The sequence below is a fragment of the Nocardioides taihuensis genome (assembly GCF_042657275.1).
Taxonomy (GTDB): Bacteria; Actinomycetota; Actinomycetes; order Propionibacteriales; family Nocardioidaceae; genus Nocardioides; species Nocardioides taihuensis.
Genome location: NZ_JBHSKD010000002.1, coordinates 67,994 through 83,700, shown reverse-complemented (window position 1 = coordinate 83,700; position 15,707 = coordinate 67,994). Strand labels below are relative to the sequence as shown.

Annotated in this window: 21 protein-coding genes; 9 read left to right on the top strand and 12 right to left on the bottom strand. The window is 67.7% G+C overall.

Going from position 1 to position 15,707, the window contains the following annotated elements; genetic code table 11:
• Positions 1 to 37: 37 nt before the first annotated feature.
• From ACFPGP_RS00525 to ACFPGP_RS00495, 7 genes are all read right to left on the bottom strand, one after another.
• Complete coding sequence (locus ACFPGP_RS00525) at positions 38 to 418, bottom strand: heavy-metal-associated domain-containing protein (RefSeq protein ID WP_378585432.1); 381 nt, start codon at positions 416 to 418, stop codon at positions 38 to 40.
• A gap of 27 nt (positions 419 to 445) precedes the next feature.
• Positions 446 to 730 carry a metal-sensitive transcriptional regulator gene (locus tag ACFPGP_RS00520; protein ID WP_378585430.1) on the bottom strand — a complete coding sequence of 95 codons (285 nt, stop codon included), beginning with the start codon at positions 728 to 730 and terminating at the stop codon, positions 446 to 448.
• A 174-nt stretch (positions 731 to 904) separates the two neighbouring features.
• Entirely contained in the window at positions 905 to 1,528 is a 624-nt protein-coding gene (locus ACFPGP_RS00515; RefSeq protein WP_378585427.1) for a peroxiredoxin family protein, read from the bottom strand.
• 19 nt (positions 1,529 to 1,547) lie between these two features.
• On the bottom strand, positions 1,548 to 2,495 hold the full coding sequence (locus ACFPGP_RS00510; RefSeq protein ID WP_378585424.1) for a cytochrome c biogenesis CcdA family protein: 948 nt from the start codon (positions 2,493 to 2,495) through the stop codon (positions 1,548 to 1,550).
• Positions 2,488 to 2,835 (bottom strand): glutaredoxin, encoded by a 348-nt coding sequence (locus tag ACFPGP_RS00505; RefSeq protein ID WP_378585423.1) that lies wholly within the window; start codon positions 2,833 to 2,835, stop codon positions 2,488 to 2,490. Before ACFPGP_RS00505 ends, ACFPGP_RS00510 begins: the two co-directional genes overlap by 8 nt.
• 125 nt (positions 2,836 to 2,960) lie before the next feature.
• The gene (locus ACFPGP_RS00500) at positions 2,961 to 4,070 is read right to left on the bottom strand and encodes a sensor histidine kinase (RefSeq protein ID WP_378585420.1); all 1,110 of its coding nucleotides are present in this window, start codon (positions 4,068 to 4,070) and stop codon (positions 2,961 to 2,963) included.
• Positions 4,067 to 4,825, bottom strand: coding sequence for a response regulator (locus ACFPGP_RS00495; protein ID WP_378585418.1), 759 nt, complete (start codon positions 4,823 to 4,825; stop codon positions 4,067 to 4,069). Before ACFPGP_RS00495 ends, ACFPGP_RS00500 begins: the two co-directional genes overlap by 4 nt.
• Before the next feature lie 120 nt (positions 4,826 to 4,945).
• Here ACFPGP_RS00495 and ACFPGP_RS00490 point away from each other — a divergent pair, with 120 nt between their 5' ends.
• Both ACFPGP_RS00490 and ACFPGP_RS00485 read left to right on the top strand, forming a co-directional pair.
• Positions 4,946 to 5,221 carry an SHOCT domain-containing protein gene (locus ACFPGP_RS00490; RefSeq protein ID WP_378585415.1) on the top strand — a complete coding sequence of 92 codons (276 nt, stop codon included), beginning with the start codon at positions 4,946 to 4,948 and terminating at the stop codon, positions 5,219 to 5,221.
• 160 nt (positions 5,222 to 5,381) lie between these two features.
• The gene (locus tag ACFPGP_RS00485) at positions 5,382 to 5,591 is read left to right on the top strand and encodes a hypothetical protein (RefSeq protein WP_378585413.1); all 210 of its coding nucleotides are present in this window, start codon (positions 5,382 to 5,384) and stop codon (positions 5,589 to 5,591) included.
• A 112-nt stretch (positions 5,592 to 5,703) separates the two neighbouring features.
• Here the strand turns inward: ACFPGP_RS00485 and ACFPGP_RS00480 are convergent, their stop codons facing one another.
• The 4 genes from ACFPGP_RS00480 to ACFPGP_RS00465 form a co-directional block, all read right to left on the bottom strand.
• On the bottom strand, positions 5,704 to 6,165 hold the full coding sequence (locus ACFPGP_RS00480) for a hypothetical protein (RefSeq protein ID WP_378585411.1): 462 nt from the start codon (positions 6,163 to 6,165) through the stop codon (positions 5,704 to 5,706).
• Positions 6,166 to 6,350: 185 nt separating this feature from the next.
• Positions 6,351 to 6,785 carry a hypothetical protein gene (locus ACFPGP_RS00475; RefSeq protein ID WP_378585408.1) on the bottom strand — a complete coding sequence of 145 codons (435 nt, stop codon included), beginning with the start codon at positions 6,783 to 6,785 and terminating at the stop codon, positions 6,351 to 6,353.
• Positions 6,786 to 6,823: 38 nt separating this feature from the next.
• Positions 6,824 to 7,597, bottom strand: coding sequence for a cytochrome c biogenesis CcdA family protein (locus tag ACFPGP_RS00470; RefSeq protein WP_378585405.1), 774 nt, complete (start codon positions 7,595 to 7,597; stop codon positions 6,824 to 6,826).
• Positions 7,594 to 8,181 (bottom strand): TlpA family protein disulfide reductase, encoded by a 588-nt coding sequence (locus ACFPGP_RS00465; protein WP_378585403.1) that lies wholly within the window; start codon positions 8,179 to 8,181, stop codon positions 7,594 to 7,596. The genes ACFPGP_RS00470 and ACFPGP_RS00465 overlap by 4 nt, the downstream gene beginning before the upstream one ends.
• A 92-nt stretch (positions 8,182 to 8,273) precedes the next feature.
• Here ACFPGP_RS00465 and ACFPGP_RS00460 point away from each other — a divergent pair, with 92 nt between their 5' ends.
• The 7 genes from ACFPGP_RS00460 to ccsB all read left to right on the top strand — a co-directional run bounded on the left by ACFPGP_RS00460 (position 8,274) and on the right by ccsB (position 14,205).
• Entirely contained in the window at positions 8,274 to 9,143 is an 870-nt protein-coding gene (locus ACFPGP_RS00460; RefSeq protein ID WP_378585401.1) for a WD40/YVTN/BNR-like repeat-containing protein, read from the top strand.
• Positions 9,140 to 9,535, top strand: a complete 396-nt coding sequence (locus ACFPGP_RS00455; RefSeq protein WP_378585398.1) for a BlaI/MecI/CopY family transcriptional regulator — start codon at positions 9,140 to 9,142, stop codon at positions 9,533 to 9,535. Before ACFPGP_RS00460 ends, ACFPGP_RS00455 begins: the two co-directional genes overlap by 4 nt.
• Positions 9,528 to 10,478, top strand: a complete 951-nt coding sequence (locus ACFPGP_RS00450; RefSeq protein ID WP_378585395.1) for a M56 family metallopeptidase — start codon at positions 9,528 to 9,530, stop codon at positions 10,476 to 10,478. Before ACFPGP_RS00455 ends, ACFPGP_RS00450 begins: the two co-directional genes overlap by 8 nt.
• 83 nt (positions 10,479 to 10,561) lie before the next feature.
• Positions 10,562 to 10,813 (top strand): hypothetical protein, encoded by a 252-nt coding sequence (locus ACFPGP_RS00445; RefSeq protein WP_378585392.1) that lies wholly within the window; start codon positions 10,562 to 10,564, stop codon positions 10,811 to 10,813.
• A 10-nt stretch (positions 10,814 to 10,823) separates the two neighbouring features.
• Positions 10,824 to 11,663 (top strand): prolipoprotein diacylglyceryl transferase, encoded by an 840-nt coding sequence (gene lgt / locus ACFPGP_RS00440; RefSeq protein WP_378585389.1) that lies wholly within the window; start codon positions 10,824 to 10,826, stop codon positions 11,661 to 11,663.
• A gap of 113 nt (positions 11,664 to 11,776) precedes the next feature.
• A complete protein-coding gene (resB, locus tag ACFPGP_RS00435) occupies positions 11,777 to 13,267 on the top strand; it encodes a cytochrome c biogenesis protein ResB (protein ID WP_378585386.1) in 1,491 nt (496 codons plus the stop codon).
• Complete coding sequence (gene ccsB / locus ACFPGP_RS00430) at positions 13,264 to 14,205, top strand: c-type cytochrome biogenesis protein CcsB (protein ID WP_378585383.1); 942 nt, start codon at positions 13,264 to 13,266, stop codon at positions 14,203 to 14,205. The genes resB and ccsB overlap by 4 nt, the downstream gene beginning before the upstream one ends.
• A gap of 654 nt (positions 14,206 to 14,859) precedes the next feature.
• Here ccsB and ACFPGP_RS00425 read toward each other — a convergent pair.
• Positions 14,860 to 15,018: a hypothetical protein gene (locus ACFPGP_RS00425; protein ID WP_378585381.1), complete on the bottom strand. Its 159-nt coding sequence runs from the start codon at positions 15,016 to 15,018 to the stop codon at positions 14,860 to 14,862.
• Positions 15,019 to 15,707 lie beyond the last annotated feature (689 nt).

The window sequence follows — 15,707 nt, the reverse complement described above, 5'->3', positions numbered from 1 at the left end:
TGGATCGCGCTCCTGCGGGCCTGAGGGCTGCAAGCCCTCAGGCGAGCTGGTAGTCACCCGCCTCGTCGAGCGCCGCGGCGACCTGGGTCTCGGCCAAAGGCTGGGTGCTGGTGACGGTGACCGTTGAGGTGCCGCCGGCGACCAGCTCCACCTGTACGTCGGTCACTCCGTCGAGGGACTTGAGCTCGCTGGTGACGGCCCCGGCGCAGTGGCCACACGTCATGCCGGAGACGGCGTAGCTGTGAGTGGTCATCGGGTTCTCCTGATCGGTCGAGTTGGTCATCGTCGGCGTGAGAGCGGAGCCGGCTTCAGCGGCGCCGCAGCCGCCGCAGCCGCAGCCGCAGCCGTCGGAGTCGGCGCTCTGCTCTTGCATCACTGGGAGGCCGCGGGTGGTGTCGGTGGTGGTCGTCTCGGTCATGGATGCATCCTTAGGTTGGCTGCAGGGTCAGGAGCGGACAAGACGGGCGATGGCCTCGGAGGCCTCGGTCAGCTTGCGTCTGGTGTCCTCGGGGCCCTCGGCGTGGGCGAGGCAGTGCTGCAGGTGCTGGTCGAGGAGCAGCAGTGCCACACTCTCCAGTGCCTTGGTGGAGGCTGCGATCTGGGTCAGGATGTCGATGCAGTAGGTGTCCTCGTCCACCAGTCGCTGGAGCCCGCGGACTTGTCCCTCGACGCGTCGCAGTCGGGTCTGGATCGCCTGCTTTTCGGTGATGTAGCCGGGCTCCGTGTGCATGGCGGGGCCTCCCTCGCTGACGTGACTGTGGGGTGTGGCCTTCCGTCGCCGACGGTACCCCATAGGGGTATCAGGCGCAAGTGTATCTGGATGCCTTCGCCGAACCTTCAGGACGACGCAACGCTTGACGATTCACCGCTGTCGAGGGGCCAGCGGGCCTTGTAGGACTGCCGGCTAGCCATTCACTCGGCTCCGGATCTCATCCAGGAGGTCTGCGGGGTCGAGCCACATCGAGGGGTACTCGCCGTACCAGCGCTGCTGGCCTTGGGCGTCGATGAGCACGAAGCTGTGGCCCGGCAGCCCGGCGTGCATGCCCTTGCCGAGCGTGCCGTAGGCCTCGGAAACGGTGCCGTCGTCGAGCAGGAACGGCGTTGTGACGCCGTTGGCGTCCATGTCGGCAGTGATCTGCTCGCTGGAATTCATCACGATCGGCAGCACGGTGACGTCGAGCTTCTCGAAGGCTGCCGCTTGCTTCTCGATCTCGCCCATCTGGACGATGCAGGACTGGCACCCGGCACCCTCGGAGAAGTACAGGAGCACGTTCTCACCGCGGTGCTCGGACAGGGTGTGCTGGACACCGCTGGTGTCGGTGAGCGTGAACCCGGGTGCGGTTCGGATCGCCTCCGACGACTCGGGTCGCGAAGTGAGCATCATCGTGGTGATGAGGCCGACGACGGCCAGGCCGGCGACCACACCGATCATGATGCGCAGCCGTCGGCCACGCCCGGCTGCCCGAGCGGCCTGCTGGGCCCGGGCACGGCGTTCCTGGCGTGCTTCCTCGGCGGCCTTGTGCGACATGGTGGTCTCCTCCAACGACTCAGTGGTGGTGGTGGTGTTCGGCGCGGGATTCCGGGCTGGAGCCGTGGCAATCGGGGTGTTGTGTCTGGTCATGCGTCGATCCGTCGGATCGGCGTCGGTCTCGAAGGGTCGCGACGACGAACACAGCAGCGAGGGTGAGGACGACGAGCCCGAGCACCGGCTCGGGCACCGGATCGGTCCAGGTTTCGATGCGGGCGAATGCCTTGGACAGTCCCTGGCCGATGGAGACCTGGAAGCCGGGGCCGCCGGTCATCTGGCCGGTGTTGGCCAGGTAGATCACGAAGCCGCCCATGACCGCGAAGGCAACGGCGACGGCGATGTTGATCGTGTTGGTGACCAGCGCCTTGCCGGCCAGGCGGATGCGGACCGGTCTGGCCTGCAGGAAGCCTCGCTCACCGAGGTGGAAGCGGTCCCAGAGCAGGGCCATCACGAACAGCGGGAAGACCATGCCGAAGGTGTAGGCCAGTCCGAGGGTCGCTCCGCCGATGGCGGAGCCCGACAGTGCGGACAGCGTCATCACTCCGGCGAGCACGGGGGCGCAGCAGGAGCTGGCGATCCCGGAGAAGACGCCGAGGGCGAAAAAACTCGCAGAGTCCCCGCGGGTGGTGTCGGGGGCGCGCAGGAACGACGGCAGGCTGACCATCCGGCCGGACAGGCTGAGCCCCGCCAGGGTGAGCATCAGTGCGCCGCCGGCGTAGTACAACGGCGCGTGGTAGTTGGCGATGGTGGAGGCGACCAGGCTCATGCCGAGAGTGATCGGGACCAGCACCATGGCGAGGCCGGCGGCGAAGACGAAGGTGAGCGGGAGCAGCCGCCAGCGGCGGTTCTTGACCGCGACAGCGAGGTAGGAGGGCGCGAGGAAGACGATGCAGCAGGGCGCGAACAGGGCGACGCCGCCCGCGAAGAACGCGGCAAGCACCGAGCCGGTGGTCAATAGGTCACCCATGAGGGCCACCGCTGGGGACGGACCGGCCGGTAGTGGGAGCGCCGTAGCGGTGAATCAGGTGCTTGGCGAGCTTGCGGCGTGGGAGCCGGCCATTGCTGAAGAACGCACCGTCGATCAGCACCAGTGGAGTCATCGTGGCCCGGTGTCGTGCCACCAGCAGGCGGCCGGTCTCCGAACGGACGTCGACGGTGTCCACCTCCAGCGGATAGTCGACCGCGAAGTCGGCGAGCACTTGATGCGCGTCGGCGCAGAAGTGGCATGCGTCAGACTCCACGATGGTTACGAGGGCGGGGGGCGGCGCCCCGTCGTGCACGGCCTCGTTGGTGGCTGATTCAGCCATGGGCGGTCTCCTCGCGTGCGTGCGTCGCTACCCCTCGAGAATCCGCGTTCCGTGTGGTCGTTCCGCCGAGAGTTCGATGAAGGTTCTGTGAAGGTGCATGAGGACCAAGGTCCCCTCCCCCAGAGTCAGGCTGAGGGCAGGCGTACGGTGAAGGTGCTGCCCTGCCCTGGTCCGGCACTGGTGGCGAAGACGCCGCCGCCGTGAGCCTCGATGAGGGCCTTGGCGATGGCCAAGCCGATGCCGGAGCCGCCGTGGTGGCGATCGCGGGCAGAGTCGACTCGGTAGAACCGGTCGAAGAGGTGTGGCAAGTGCTCTGCGGCGATACCTTGGCCGGTGTCGGCCACGGCGTACTCCACCCAGTGCTCCACCCGGCGGCAGGACACCGTGACGCTGCCGCCCTCGGGCGTGTGGCGCAACGCGTTGTCGATGAGGTTGCCCAGCACCTGGCCGATCCGGTCCGGGTCGACGTTCACCCGGCCCGATTGCTGCAGGTCGACGTCCAACCGGACCCCTTTGCTCTCATAGCGGTCGCGGGCCGCGTCTGCGGCAGTGGCAGCGACCGTGACCGCGTCCACGGGGCGCGGGTCCAGACGGAGGTTGCCTTCCTCGGCGTGAGAGACCGCCCCGATGTCTTCGGCGAGCCGCCGCAGCCGACGGGTCGAGGACCGCAGCACTGTGACGGTGTCGGCGTCGAGATGGCGCACACCGTCCTCGAGCGCCTCGAGGTGGGCGTCGATGGTTGCCAAGGGCGTGCGCATCTCGTGGGCAAGGTCGGCGAGCATCCGACGTCGCGTGGCTTCGGTTGCCTGGAGTCGATCGGCGAGACGGTTGTACGTGTCGGCCAGAGTGGCAAACTCGGCGCCGAGGCCGGGGTCGTCCACGTGGGTGTCGTAGCGACCTGCGGCGATCTGGGAGGAGGCCTCGGCGACATGACCGATGGAGCGTTGGATCCGGCGACTGAAGTACCACGACACAGCCAGCGCCGCAACAACTGCGGCCAGCAGGGCGACGCTGATCGACACCAGCAGGGCGGAGGCGAAGGCCTCCTCGACGTGCTCGGTCTCCTTCTGGCTGTGCGCGACCCCGGCCCGATCCAGGTGGTCGTGGAAGATGCTGGGGCCGACCGCGGAGGCAACCAGCCAGATGGTCAACGCTCCGGCGACCAGGACGAGGGCCTGCGCCAGGAGCAGACGGGTGGCGAACCGCGGGCCACGCCCCGCGGGGGCCCCGGTCACTCGCCTGTGCCCATCCGGTAGCCGATGCCTCGGACTGTGCGTACGAACCGGCCCTCGGTGGCGTCGTCCCCCAGTTTGCGGCGTAGATGCCCGATATGGACATCAACGAGGTGCTCGTCCCCCACCCACGTCTGGCCCCACACGTGGTCGATGAGCTGACGGCGGCTGAACGCCATCCGGGGTCGTTCGGCAAGTGCCGCCAGTAGGTCGAACTCGGTGCGGGTGAGCGCGACCGGCTCGCCGCCGAGCCACACGTCGCGGCCCGGCACATCAACCCTCAGCTCTCCGAACCTCAGGTCATCGTGCGAGTCCTCCGCTTCCCGCGGCGATCGGGGGCGGCGCAGCATCGTCTGGATGCGGGCCATCAGCACCCGGGGGCTGAACGGTTTCGTGATGTAGTCGTCGGCGCCGACCGACAGGCCGATCAGGGTGTCCACCTCCTCGCTCCGAGCGGTCAGCATCACGACGTACGCGTCGCTGAACGTGCGGATCTGTCGACACACTTCGATCCCGTCCAAGGTCGGCAGGCCCAGGTCGAGGATGACCACGTCGGGGTCGACGTCGCGGGCGGTGAGGACTGCCTGCAGTCCGTCGTGGGCAAGTGAGGTCTCGAACCCCTCGCGTTCCAGGTAGCTGCCCAGGAGCTTGGCCAGGCTGGTTTCGTCCTCGACCACGAGAGCCCGTAGCCCGGAGGCCGGCTTCGGTGTGCCCGGGGCCGAAGCGGGTGTCGTGGTGGCGCCGACGTCACTGTCCATGCCACCCATCGTGACAGTCCGCAGGCCCCAAGCTGTATGAGCGGGTGGGTTCGGGGGGTTCTTCAGCGAACCTTCATCGAATGGCGATGCGATGCCCCGGGTGGGCGGCCGACAGTAGGCGTGAAGCACAGCCAGAAGGAGCTGAGGACGATGATGGGCTGGTACAACGACGGGATGGGTTGGGGCGGCTGGCTGGTCATGCTGCTCGGCATGGTCGCCTTCTGGGGTTTGGTGATTTGGGCAGTTGTGGTGCTCTTCCGCGACAGCCGAGCAGACGACTCCCGGCCGGCACACCCAGACCCGCTGAACACCCTCGACGAAAGGTTCGCCCGCGGCGAGATCGACGAGACCGAGTACCGGGACCGCGCCGACGTGCTCCGCGCAGTCCACCACTGAGCCTTGCGCCGCCGGCTCCCGCTGGCGATCGCGCTCGGCTGGATCCCGCTTCTCCTCCTGGCATCAGCCACGCTTCTGCCGGGCACACGTGGCTCCCCCAGCCTGGAACGACCCCGTATGGCGCACACTGCGCACGCATGAAGCAACAGAGGAGACGACAATGTTCAAAGAGATGATCCGACTTGCTGCCATCGCGAGTGGCCTGGCGGTTGTGGTGCTGCTGACTCTGGGCACGGCGACACCAGCGACCGCCGCCGGCGACTTCGGCGACCACGTGAGTACATGCGCCCAAACCATGGGCTTCAGCGCCGACCACAACCCCGGCATGCATCAGGGGCGCCATGGTTGGGATCCCACCCTCACCTGCTGAATCAGCAGGCAAACGCCGTCAACTCCGGGAGTCGCCCCCGGGCACAATGCCCACGTCAGCGACCAGGTCGTTGATGAGCGTCGCGATTCGAAGTTCCCGGGAAGCCCGAGCTTCAGGTGGTCGGGCTGCTTGGGCTCATGGGCCGCAGCTCAAGGCGGCACTCGATGGCTGTACGACGCCTCGCCCACAGCGCATAGACGAGTAGCCCGACAGAACCTGTGGCGAGCAGGGGCTGGATGGGTGCAAACCAGTTGAGCGCGCCGCTCACGCCGACCGCCATGACGACCAGCTTGTTGCAGATGGGGCATCCGACAGCGAAGAGAGACAACATGCTCCCAAGGAAAGTCTTGCCGCCCTGAGTCGCTGGCAGGGGGAGTGCCGGGTCGCGCACGTACGTGGCCACGAGGGCTCCCGTCAGGAGCGCTGAGATCGCCCACACCGGATAGTTCCACCACAGCACCGGTGTCATCCGGTGATACCAGGAGGTCTGGATGATTCCGGTGGGGATCCCGATCATCAAGGCCGTGACGACTGCGGCCGCGCCGCCGACTGCGATTCGTCGCCCAAGGAGCATGACCCACCACCTTCTACTAGCCCTCATCGTAGATGAACGTTTCCATCGCTCGGGCCAGGCCTGCCCCTTGAAGCTTGAGGCGGAACTGAGCCCAGACGTGGCGGCGCAGTCGACGCGACCAAGCACGGGCAAGGGCCCGTTTCACGGGGTTCTTGCTGGTCTTGTGCAGGTGGCCGGTTGCGCCATCAGGACGGGTCGCGGAACTGCCCTGGTAGCAGTTCTTCCACTCCGGGAACCAGGATGGGCTCGCAGTTCTGCAGTTCGTAGCGAAGTACCACCAAGAGCGACAACGTGGTAGCTGGTTCATCGTCGATCGTGAAGCCGCCATTAGGGTAGTCCCGCGCGAACTGCTCCATCACCTCGACGGGGCGTCGCACCGATGCGGATCCGCGTGTCGCGAGCGGTTGTCTGCAGGCGCGGCTCGTGGCGTGGAGCGCCCGGTGGGCGGCGTCGACGCGCGCTTGCGGCGGAGACTGCGTCGGTGTGGGAAGCACGGACAGCGCCGTACCCCCTTGGGCTCCCGTCACGGGTCGCGACGACGCCGGCTCATGGATCAATGCCGTTCCGAGCAGTTCCGCGACGGCCGCGGTGAACGCAAGCGCGACGAGCACAGCGATCATCGGGTGACGCATGAGCCATAGCACAACGGTTGAAGTCCTCACAGAGGCGTCTGCCAGGTTCCGATGAGGGTGCGCAGGCTTGCCAACCACCCGGCCCAGAGACCGGCGACTTCGAGGATCCCGAGTGAGACGAGCAGTGCACCGCCTGTCTGCATCACCGCCAAGGCGTGTCGGCGGGCGAAGGTGAAGAGCCGGAAGACGCGGCTGATGCCGAGTGCTGCGAGGACGAACGGGATGCCGAGCCCGAGGCTGTAGGCGAAGGAGAGGATTGCTCCCCTACCAGCGGTCCCCGACGTCGTCGCCAGCGTAAGCACCGCCGCGAGGGTGGGGCCGATGCAGGGCGTCCAGCCGATGCCGAACATCACCCCCAGCAGGGGCGCTCCCGCCAACCCGACCTTTGGCCGGTAGCCGAGCCTCAGGGTCCGCGACAACCATGGGACGGCGCCGAGCACCCCGGCAAACATCAGTCCGAGGACGATGGTGAGCACCCCCAGGATCCGGGTGATGACGTCCTGGTGTCTCATCAGAGGGGCCCCGACCGCTCCGAAAGCGGCGCCATAACTGGTGAAGACGAGCGCGAACCCGAGCACGAACAGCGCTGTCCCAACTACGGTGGCTGACCGACGCGCGGGAATCGAGGGGTTGCCGGCGTCGGCGCCGGCAACCCCGGTGACGTAGGCGAGATAGCCCGGTACCAGCGGCAGGCAGCACGGACTGAGGAATGACACCAGCCCAGCGACGATCGCGATGGGCACCGCGACAAGCAGTGGGCCGTAGGCGACGGTCGTCCCGACGGACAGGGCGTGGATCATCCGGTCTTCTCCGCGTCCTCGATGAGTCCGCGCAAGGTACTCCCGTCTACCCTGCCGATCACGCTGGCGCGGGTGACGCCGGACTTGTCGACGACCAGGGTCGAGGGGACCGCGCTGACCGGGATGATCCCGGTGAACTGGGCGAGGACGAGGCCGTTCTGGTCATCGAAGCTGGGATAGGTGATGCCGTAGTTGCGAGCGAACGCCCGCGCGGCCGCCGGGTTGTCGCGTACGTCGATCCCCACAAACCGCACACCGCGAGGCTCGGTCTCCTCCGAGATTGCGGCAAGGTCCGGCGCCTCCGCGCGGCACGGCGCGCACCACGACCCCCACACGTTGAGGACGACGACGTGGCCGCGAAGATCTGCAAGGTCCAGCATCTGCCCGTCAACGGTCTTGCCCGCGATCTGCGGCACCGGCACCCCCTCGTCTGCTCGGTAGAGCGTCAGACCGGCTCCGGCATCGCTGCCGTCCGTCGAGGCTCGCGACCTGAGATCGTGCATCTGCCACCAGCCAACGCCGACCACCGCAGCGATCACGAGGAACACCACAGCCGTCCGAGCCTTCCGCAGCGTTTCGCTCACACCATTCACCCATCTACTATCTTCAGTAGTTGATAGTAGATGGGACATCCCCGCCGAAGGCAGGCCGGGCATAGCAGAGGAGCACGACAGGCATGACCGAGCCAGCCGACAAGCGCATCTTGGGGCTCTCGCCCCGGGCCCGCCGATTCGTCTTCCCGTTCTTGGCGATCGCGGCCGTGATCATCGCCATCGGCTATTTCTCGAGCAAGGGGTCGGACGACTCGTCCGGCTCCGGCACCGGCCCCGTCGTCGGGGGGGACCTGCACGCCGTCGACGATCTCGGGTCTCGACTCTTCGTGGGCGGGCACGACGGCGCCGGCTACCGCGCGAGGGTGGGCGGGTGGACACAGATCGACACCCTTGAAGAGAAGGACGTCATGGGATGGGCCGCGACCGGCACGATGATCCTCGCGGGCGGGCACGCCGGTCTCTACGCGTCGACCGACGACGGCTCCACGTTCGGGCTGGTCGACGGGCTGCCCGTCGCCGACGTGCACGCGCTGGGAGCCTCCGGCGACGTTGTGTACCTGGCCTCGCCCGAGACCGGCACCCTCGTCTCCACCGACGGCGGGAAGACCTTCGAACCGCGTAGCCCGGCGGGCCAGGAGTTCATGGGGACGATCTGGGTCGACAGGACAGACGCCGACGTCGCCGTCGCGTCGTCCATGCGGGAGGGCGCCGTGCGGACGACCGACGGCGGCGCGAGCTGGACTCCCCTCGGCAGTGCGAGCGGGTCGATGGCGGTGGCTGTGGACAAGACCGGCTCGCGCCTGCTCGCGATCGGCATGGATGGCGCGCAGCTGAGCACCGACGGCGGTATGTCATGGGCCGCGCTGGACGTTCCGGGCGGGACCAGCGCAGGGTCATACACTTCTACCGGGCATCTCGTGGTGGCCGCTCTCGACGGCACGCGAGCCATCCTGTACAAGCAGGATGGCAGCACGTGGGATCCCATCACGTGAGCCAGTACGGTCGCGGTACGCGATCGAGAAGGGAGTCGGCGAGGATGCGCCCATTCGGGGATCTCGAGGCCGTGGTGATGGAGCACATCTGGACGGCTGACCGACCGCTCACGGTACGGGACGTTCTGGAGCGGATGGACCGCGAGCCTCCGCTGGCCTACACCACCGTGCTGACCGTGATGGACAACCTTCACCGGAAGGGGTTCCTGAGCCGCGAGCGCGAGGGGCGCGCCTTCCGCTACCGGCCAACCAAGGACCGGGCCGAGCACACCGCGGAGCTGATGCACGAGCTGCTCAGCGACAGCGGCAACGCGTCGGTCACCCTGCTGCGCTTCCTCGACCACATGTCCCCCACCGAGGTCGCTCGCCTGAAGCGAGCCCTCGGTGATTAGCGCGCTCCTCCTCGCGATTTACGCGGTCACCGCCGGCACGCTCGGAGCCGGATGGCTGCGCGAGGCGCACTGGCCAAGACTTGCGCCTCGCATGGCAATCGTCGCCTGGCAGGCCCTCGCCGCATCGGTCCTGCTCGCCCTCGCGGCCGCAGGCCTGGCTCTCGCGATCTCATTCCCGCACGTGCGCAGTGACCTGGCGCGCCTGCTCCACCTGTGCGCCGAGAACCTGCAGCACGGATACGCCTCTCCTGGCGGCACGATGACGGCGGTCGCCGGCGTGGCTCTCTTCCTGGGCTTGCTGGCCCGGGTGAGCTGGTGTGCGGTGCGCGCGGTCATCTTGGACCGCCGCGACCGCAACTCCCGCGTGGCCATCCTCGACCTGGTCGGCCGTACCGACGTACTCCCCGGTGCACTCGTCCTCGACCACCAGGCACCCTACGCGTTCTGCGTCGGTGGCCGGCGGCACCGCGTGGTCGTCACCAGCGGACTGCTCGCCAACTTGAACGCGGACGAGGTCGACGCCGTCCTCGCCCACGAGCACGCTCACCTGCGCCAACGGCACCACGTGGCACTGGTGGCTTGCCGCGCCTTGTTCGGCGCACTGGCGCCGACCTTCCCGGCATTTTGTCGGGCGATGCCTCAGGTCCGCCTCTTCGCCGAGCTGAGTGCCGATGACTCCGCCCGACGCCGCGTCGGCGCGCGACCCCTGCGGCAGGCCCTCACCACGCTCGCCTGCCTGCCTGCTCCGGCCGGCGCGCTCGCGGCCAGCGCCCACGACGTCCAGACCCGGCTCCTGCGACTGGACGGCCAGCATAGACAGCTGACACGCCGCGGGTCGGCGCTGGCCGCCGCGGGCATCGGAGCCGTCATCCTCGTCCCGCTCGGGCTCGCCTCCGCTCCCGCTCTTGCACTGGCCTGGGAAGGAATCTGCCTTCTGGGCTGACCCGCACCGCCGCGGCGTCGAGCATCTACTATTCTCCTTAGTTGACGGGCCGCAGGGGCCCGCTCGCAAGGAGGTCCGCTCTCATGAGCAACCGTCGTCGCGCGAAGAAGAGCGACATCGACAAGCAACTCTCCAACTGGAGCAGGCGCCGAATCCTCTCCTGGTCGCTCTTCGGCCTCGCGGGCCTCGTGGCCGTCCAGCACCTTCTCGCCCACGCAGGCCTCCGCCCGGTTCCCCTCTCGATGGGATGGCAGGACGTCCTCATCGGCTACCCGACGGCCATCGTCCTCGCCATCATCGGCGCGATCGCGCTTGACCCGAACCCGCGGATCTGAAGGCGAGGGCGTGCTCCCACTCTCGCTGCCGAGTCCCAGCCAAGGCGTGTGGCATCTCGGCCCGTTCCCGCTGCGTGCCTATGCGCTGTGCATCATTGCCGGCATCCTCGCCGCCGGGTGGTTCGCCGAGAGACGTTGGACCAAGCGCGGCGGCGAACCGGGCGTCATCTCCGACATCGCCCTCTGGGCAGTTCCGTTCGGCGTGGTCGGCGGCCGGCTCTATCACGTAGTCACGGACCCCGAGCTCTACTTCAAGGCGGGACAGGACCCTTGGGCCGCGTTCTACGTTTGGAACGGTGGCCTGGGGATCTGGGGGGCGATCGCGATGGGCGCTCTTGGCGCCTGGATTGGTGCGCGCCGCAAAGGTGTGTCGTTCGGCGAGGTCGCCGGGGTCCTGGCGCCGGCGATCCCGCTCGCGCAGGCTATCGGGCGGCTGGGCAACTGGTTCAACCAGGAGCTCTTCGGTGGGCCGACCGACCTGCCCTGGGGGCTGCAGATCTCGCCGACCCGCCGCCCCGACGGCTACGAGGGATACGCCAACTTCCATCCCACGTTTCTCTACGAGAGCCTGTGGGATCTCGGCGTCGTCGGGCTCGTGCTCTGGGTCGAAGCGCGCTTCAAAGTCACAGGAGGCCGCCTCTTCGCGGTCTACGTCATGGGCTACACGGCGGGACGAGGGTGGATCGAGTATCTGCGCATCGACACCGTCAACCACATCCTGGGCCTTCGTCTGAACGTGTGGACCAGCGTGATCGTGTTCGCGGCAGCCGCGGCGTACTTCGTGATCGCCGGACGTCGGGCGCGTGACCGTGACGACCAACGGGACGCCGACGCGAGCCCGGCACCGTGACCCAGATCGATGAGACACCGCCGCTGACTTCCCAGCCGAGCCAGCCCGATCCGGCTCCGCCCGCGCTGACCCCCCTCGAGCTTGCCCGCTGGTCATGGCGACAGCTGACCTCGATGCGCAGCGCACTGATGCTGCTCATGCTGCTTGGACTCGCGGCCATCCCCGGCTCGCTGGTCCCGCAGGACCGGGTCGACGCCTTCGCCGTCTCCCGCTGGAAATTTGCCCACCCCGGTCTCACGCCGCTCTACGAGCGGCTCGGCCTGTTCCACGTCTACGGATCGGTCTGGTTCAGCGCGATCTACATGCTGTTGATGGCCTCGCTCGTCGGCTGCATCCTGCCGAGGCTCAAGGTCTACTGGCGGGCGGCAGCCGCGACACCCCCGCGTGCACCGCGCAACCCATCGCGCCTGCCGAACTTCTTGGCGGCCAAGCTGGACGCGACCGCCGAGGAGACCGCCGAGCGAGCGCGAGCCCGACTCCGACGGCAGCGCTACCGCGTCCGCACCACCCGCGAGGCCGACGGCAGCGTCACGATCGCCGCGCAGCGCGGATACCTCCGCGAGGCCGGCAACCTGCTGTTCCACCTGTCAGTGGTGCTCGTCTTGGTCTCGTTCGCGATCGGGACCCTCTTCGGCTTCCGCGGCGGCGTGATCGTCGTGTCCGGCCAGACGTTCACCAACGTCCGCCAGTCCTACGACGACTTCGCTCCCGGTGGCCTGTTCGGCGCCGACGGTCTCGAACCCTTCAACCTGACCCTCGACGACTTCAAGGCAAGCTTCATGAGGGCCGGACCCACCCTCGGGCAGCCCACCGCGTTCAGCGCAGACCTGACCTACCAGACCTTCCCCGGGGCGGCGGAGCGCTCGAAGACCATCGAGGTCAACCAACCCCTCACCATCGGCAACACGAGCGTGTTCCTGGTCGGCAACGGCTACGCCCCCCTGATCACGGTCCGCGACGGCAAGGGCAAGACCGTCTACTCCGGTCCCACGGTGTTCCTCCCGGAAGACGCCACCTACGCCTCTTGGGGGGTCATCAAGGTGCCCGACGCCCAACCCACCCAGCTCGGATTCGAGGGTCAATTCCTCCCGACGTACGGCTACGACAAGCAGGGCGGAACCTTCTCCCAGTTCCCCGACACCCTCGCTCCGACGCTGTCCCTGACGGCCTACAAGGGCGACCTCGGACTCGGCTCCGGCATCCCGCAATCGGTCTACTCCCTGAACAAGAAGAAGCTCACCGCCCTGACCGACACTGACGGAAAGCCCCTGACCCTCACCATCCCGATGGGCAAGACCCGCCGACTTCCCAACGGGATCGGGACGATCACCTTCGACGGCGTTCGCCGCTGGGCCAAGCTCCAGATCAGCGCCACCCCCGCAGAACCGCTCGCACTCGGCGGTGTCGTCCTCGGGTTGATCGGCCTGTTGGCTTCGCTGTACGTGCGGCCGCGCCGGATCTGGCTACGCGCACGCCCCCGGTCCGGCGCCGGTGCCGACGTCGAGCTGGCCGGCCTGGACCGTCGCGAAGGGCACGGCCTCGACCGTGCCCTCACCCAACTCCTCGCCAACATCGAGGCCGACATCGAGAAGGCAGCCACATGACCACCGTCCAATACGCCCAGTTCAGCAACACCGCGGTCATGTTCGCGGCGATCGTCTACTCACTGGCTCTCCTCGCCCACGTCGCCGAATGGGCCATGCACCGTACGCCGAAGGGCGCGAAGGTGCTCGCCACGGTGGGCGTCGGCTCACCAGCCGAACCCGACCGCCTGCCTCAGGCGTCCTACGGCGAGGAGTTCGCCGGGCGCTTCGGCGTCGCCCTCACGACCCTCGGGTTTGCCCTCAACGTGGCAGGCATGGTCAGCCGTGGCCTCGCGGCCGAACGGGTCCCGTGGGGCAACATGTACGAGTTCGTCATCACCGGATGCGTCGCGACCGTGGCAACGTATCTGGTGCTGTTGCGCTTCCAGCCGATCCGCTGGCTCGGGCTGCCGGTCAACGCACTCGTCGTCGTGCTCCTGATGATCGCGGTCCTACTGCTCGACATCCCCGCCGGGCCGCTCGTGCCAGCCCTGCACTCCTACTGGCTCTACATACACGTCACAGCAGCTCTCCTCGCAACCGGCGCGTTCACGATCGGCGCGCTCGCATCTCTGCTCTACCTCTACCGCACCCGCGCGGAGGCCCGCGGAACCGGCGACGATGGCCTGAGCTCCCGCCTGCCGGGCGCCGAGAGCATCGACCGGATCGCCTACGGCGTTCACGCGTTCGGCTTTCCCGTCTGGACCTTCGCCGCGCTCATCGCCGGTCCGATCTGGGCACGCTACGCCTGGGGCCGCTACTGGGGCTGGGACCCCAAGGAGGTCTGGGCATTCATCACCTGGGTCGCCTACGCCGCCTACCTGCACGCCCGCGCGACCGCCGGATGGCGAGGAAAGCGGGCCGCCATCCTCGCCCTGATCGGATTCGCAACGCTGTTGTTCAACTTCGTCGGCATCAACCTCTGGGGCGGCGGCCTGCACTCCTACTCCGGCAAGTAGACAAGGAGCCGACTCCCCAGATCTGTGACTCCAGCGTGGAGAACGGGCGGACGGTCGCGGACTGGCTCCACCAGTTCGGTCCCGTCACCGCGGCCGGCACCACCGACACCCATGGCCGGAGTTCGTCGTGGTGGATTCCACCGAGTTCCGACACCGCAACCAGAAGCAAGTCCCCTGCGGGTGTTCTGCGTCCTGCCCGCTTGGGGCTACCCTGCCGGGGCGAAGACCGGACGGCTTGGGGCGCTTCGTGGCTTACCCGTCCGACACCGCCGACGACTCGGTGGACTTCCTCCGCTCCCTCCTTTGCCGGCCGGTCGAGGTCTGTCATCTCCGACCCTGACAAGGCCATCCGGTCCGCGACGCGTCTGGCGGGGGGCACCCGGGATCGGCGCACCACCTGCGCGATCACACCTGGACCGCAATGGCCTCAAGGCGGTGGGTCATGACGGCTTCGCTTCGACGACGTGCAGACCCTCGGGCCCCTGGTCGCTGAGGCATTCACGAGGCTCCAGGCGTGGGCCGGCGTTCTAGGACGAGGTCACTTGCGACGCCTACTCCACCCACCCGGTCACATCATCACACCAGAGGCAACTGGGTCTCTTCCTTACGCGGCTATGCGGTCCGCCCGAATCGCGAGGCAAATGTGGACGCTGTCTAGTGTCCGGTCGAACGACCGCGCCGATGACTGCGCATCACGAACGAAAGGGCAACGATCGCCACGAGAATGCCGACGATGACCGACGCCATGCCAACACCGTGCCACGTGTTCGAAGCGAACGCGCCGGAACACTCACGAAGCTCACGGTCGTCCACGCAGCGACTGTTGCCTGACGAGGAGCAGGAACCCGCCAGCCCACTCGAGCAGCACTCCACTAGACACCGCGCCAAGTGCAACAGGCCATCTGCGTCCACTCACCGCCGCCACGGGTGTGACCCCCTTCCTGTCTTCTTTGACGCGGCCTTGCACGTGTTGGTTCCCGACCTCTCGACGCCTGCCCAGTGCGCTCCGGCGACGCACGCTCAGCCATTGCCGGGGGCATCTTCAGAACTCGGGCGAGAAAGGGGCAGCAGCCCGTCGCCTGGGGCGTGCCTCCGCATCAGGCTGCTAGGGACGGACGCCAAGGCCCGTCGGATCAGATGACCAAGGTGCCGTCGCGAATGAGGCTGCTTGTGAAGCCATCATCACTTTGACTCTCGCTTGAAACGAGCCTTCAGGGTCCCGTCAAGCCGCCGACCGCGCCCGCTCTGCCACCCCATCGGGCGGCAAGCAGATCTCCGCCAACGGGCCCGGCTGGAGCAACGTGCAGACCATTGGGTCACAATCACGCAGATATGTGGCTGGTGGGCGTTATCGAATCTCTGGGGGCCGGGGGCGTGATCCTGAGAAGCCGTGGGCGGCGGTTCAGTCCCCTTGGTCGCCTCGCCGGTGCCCGGGACGGAGAGGCCGAGCCACTCAGTGAAGGCTGGGTCCAGTTCCAGCACTACTATGAACCATAGTATGC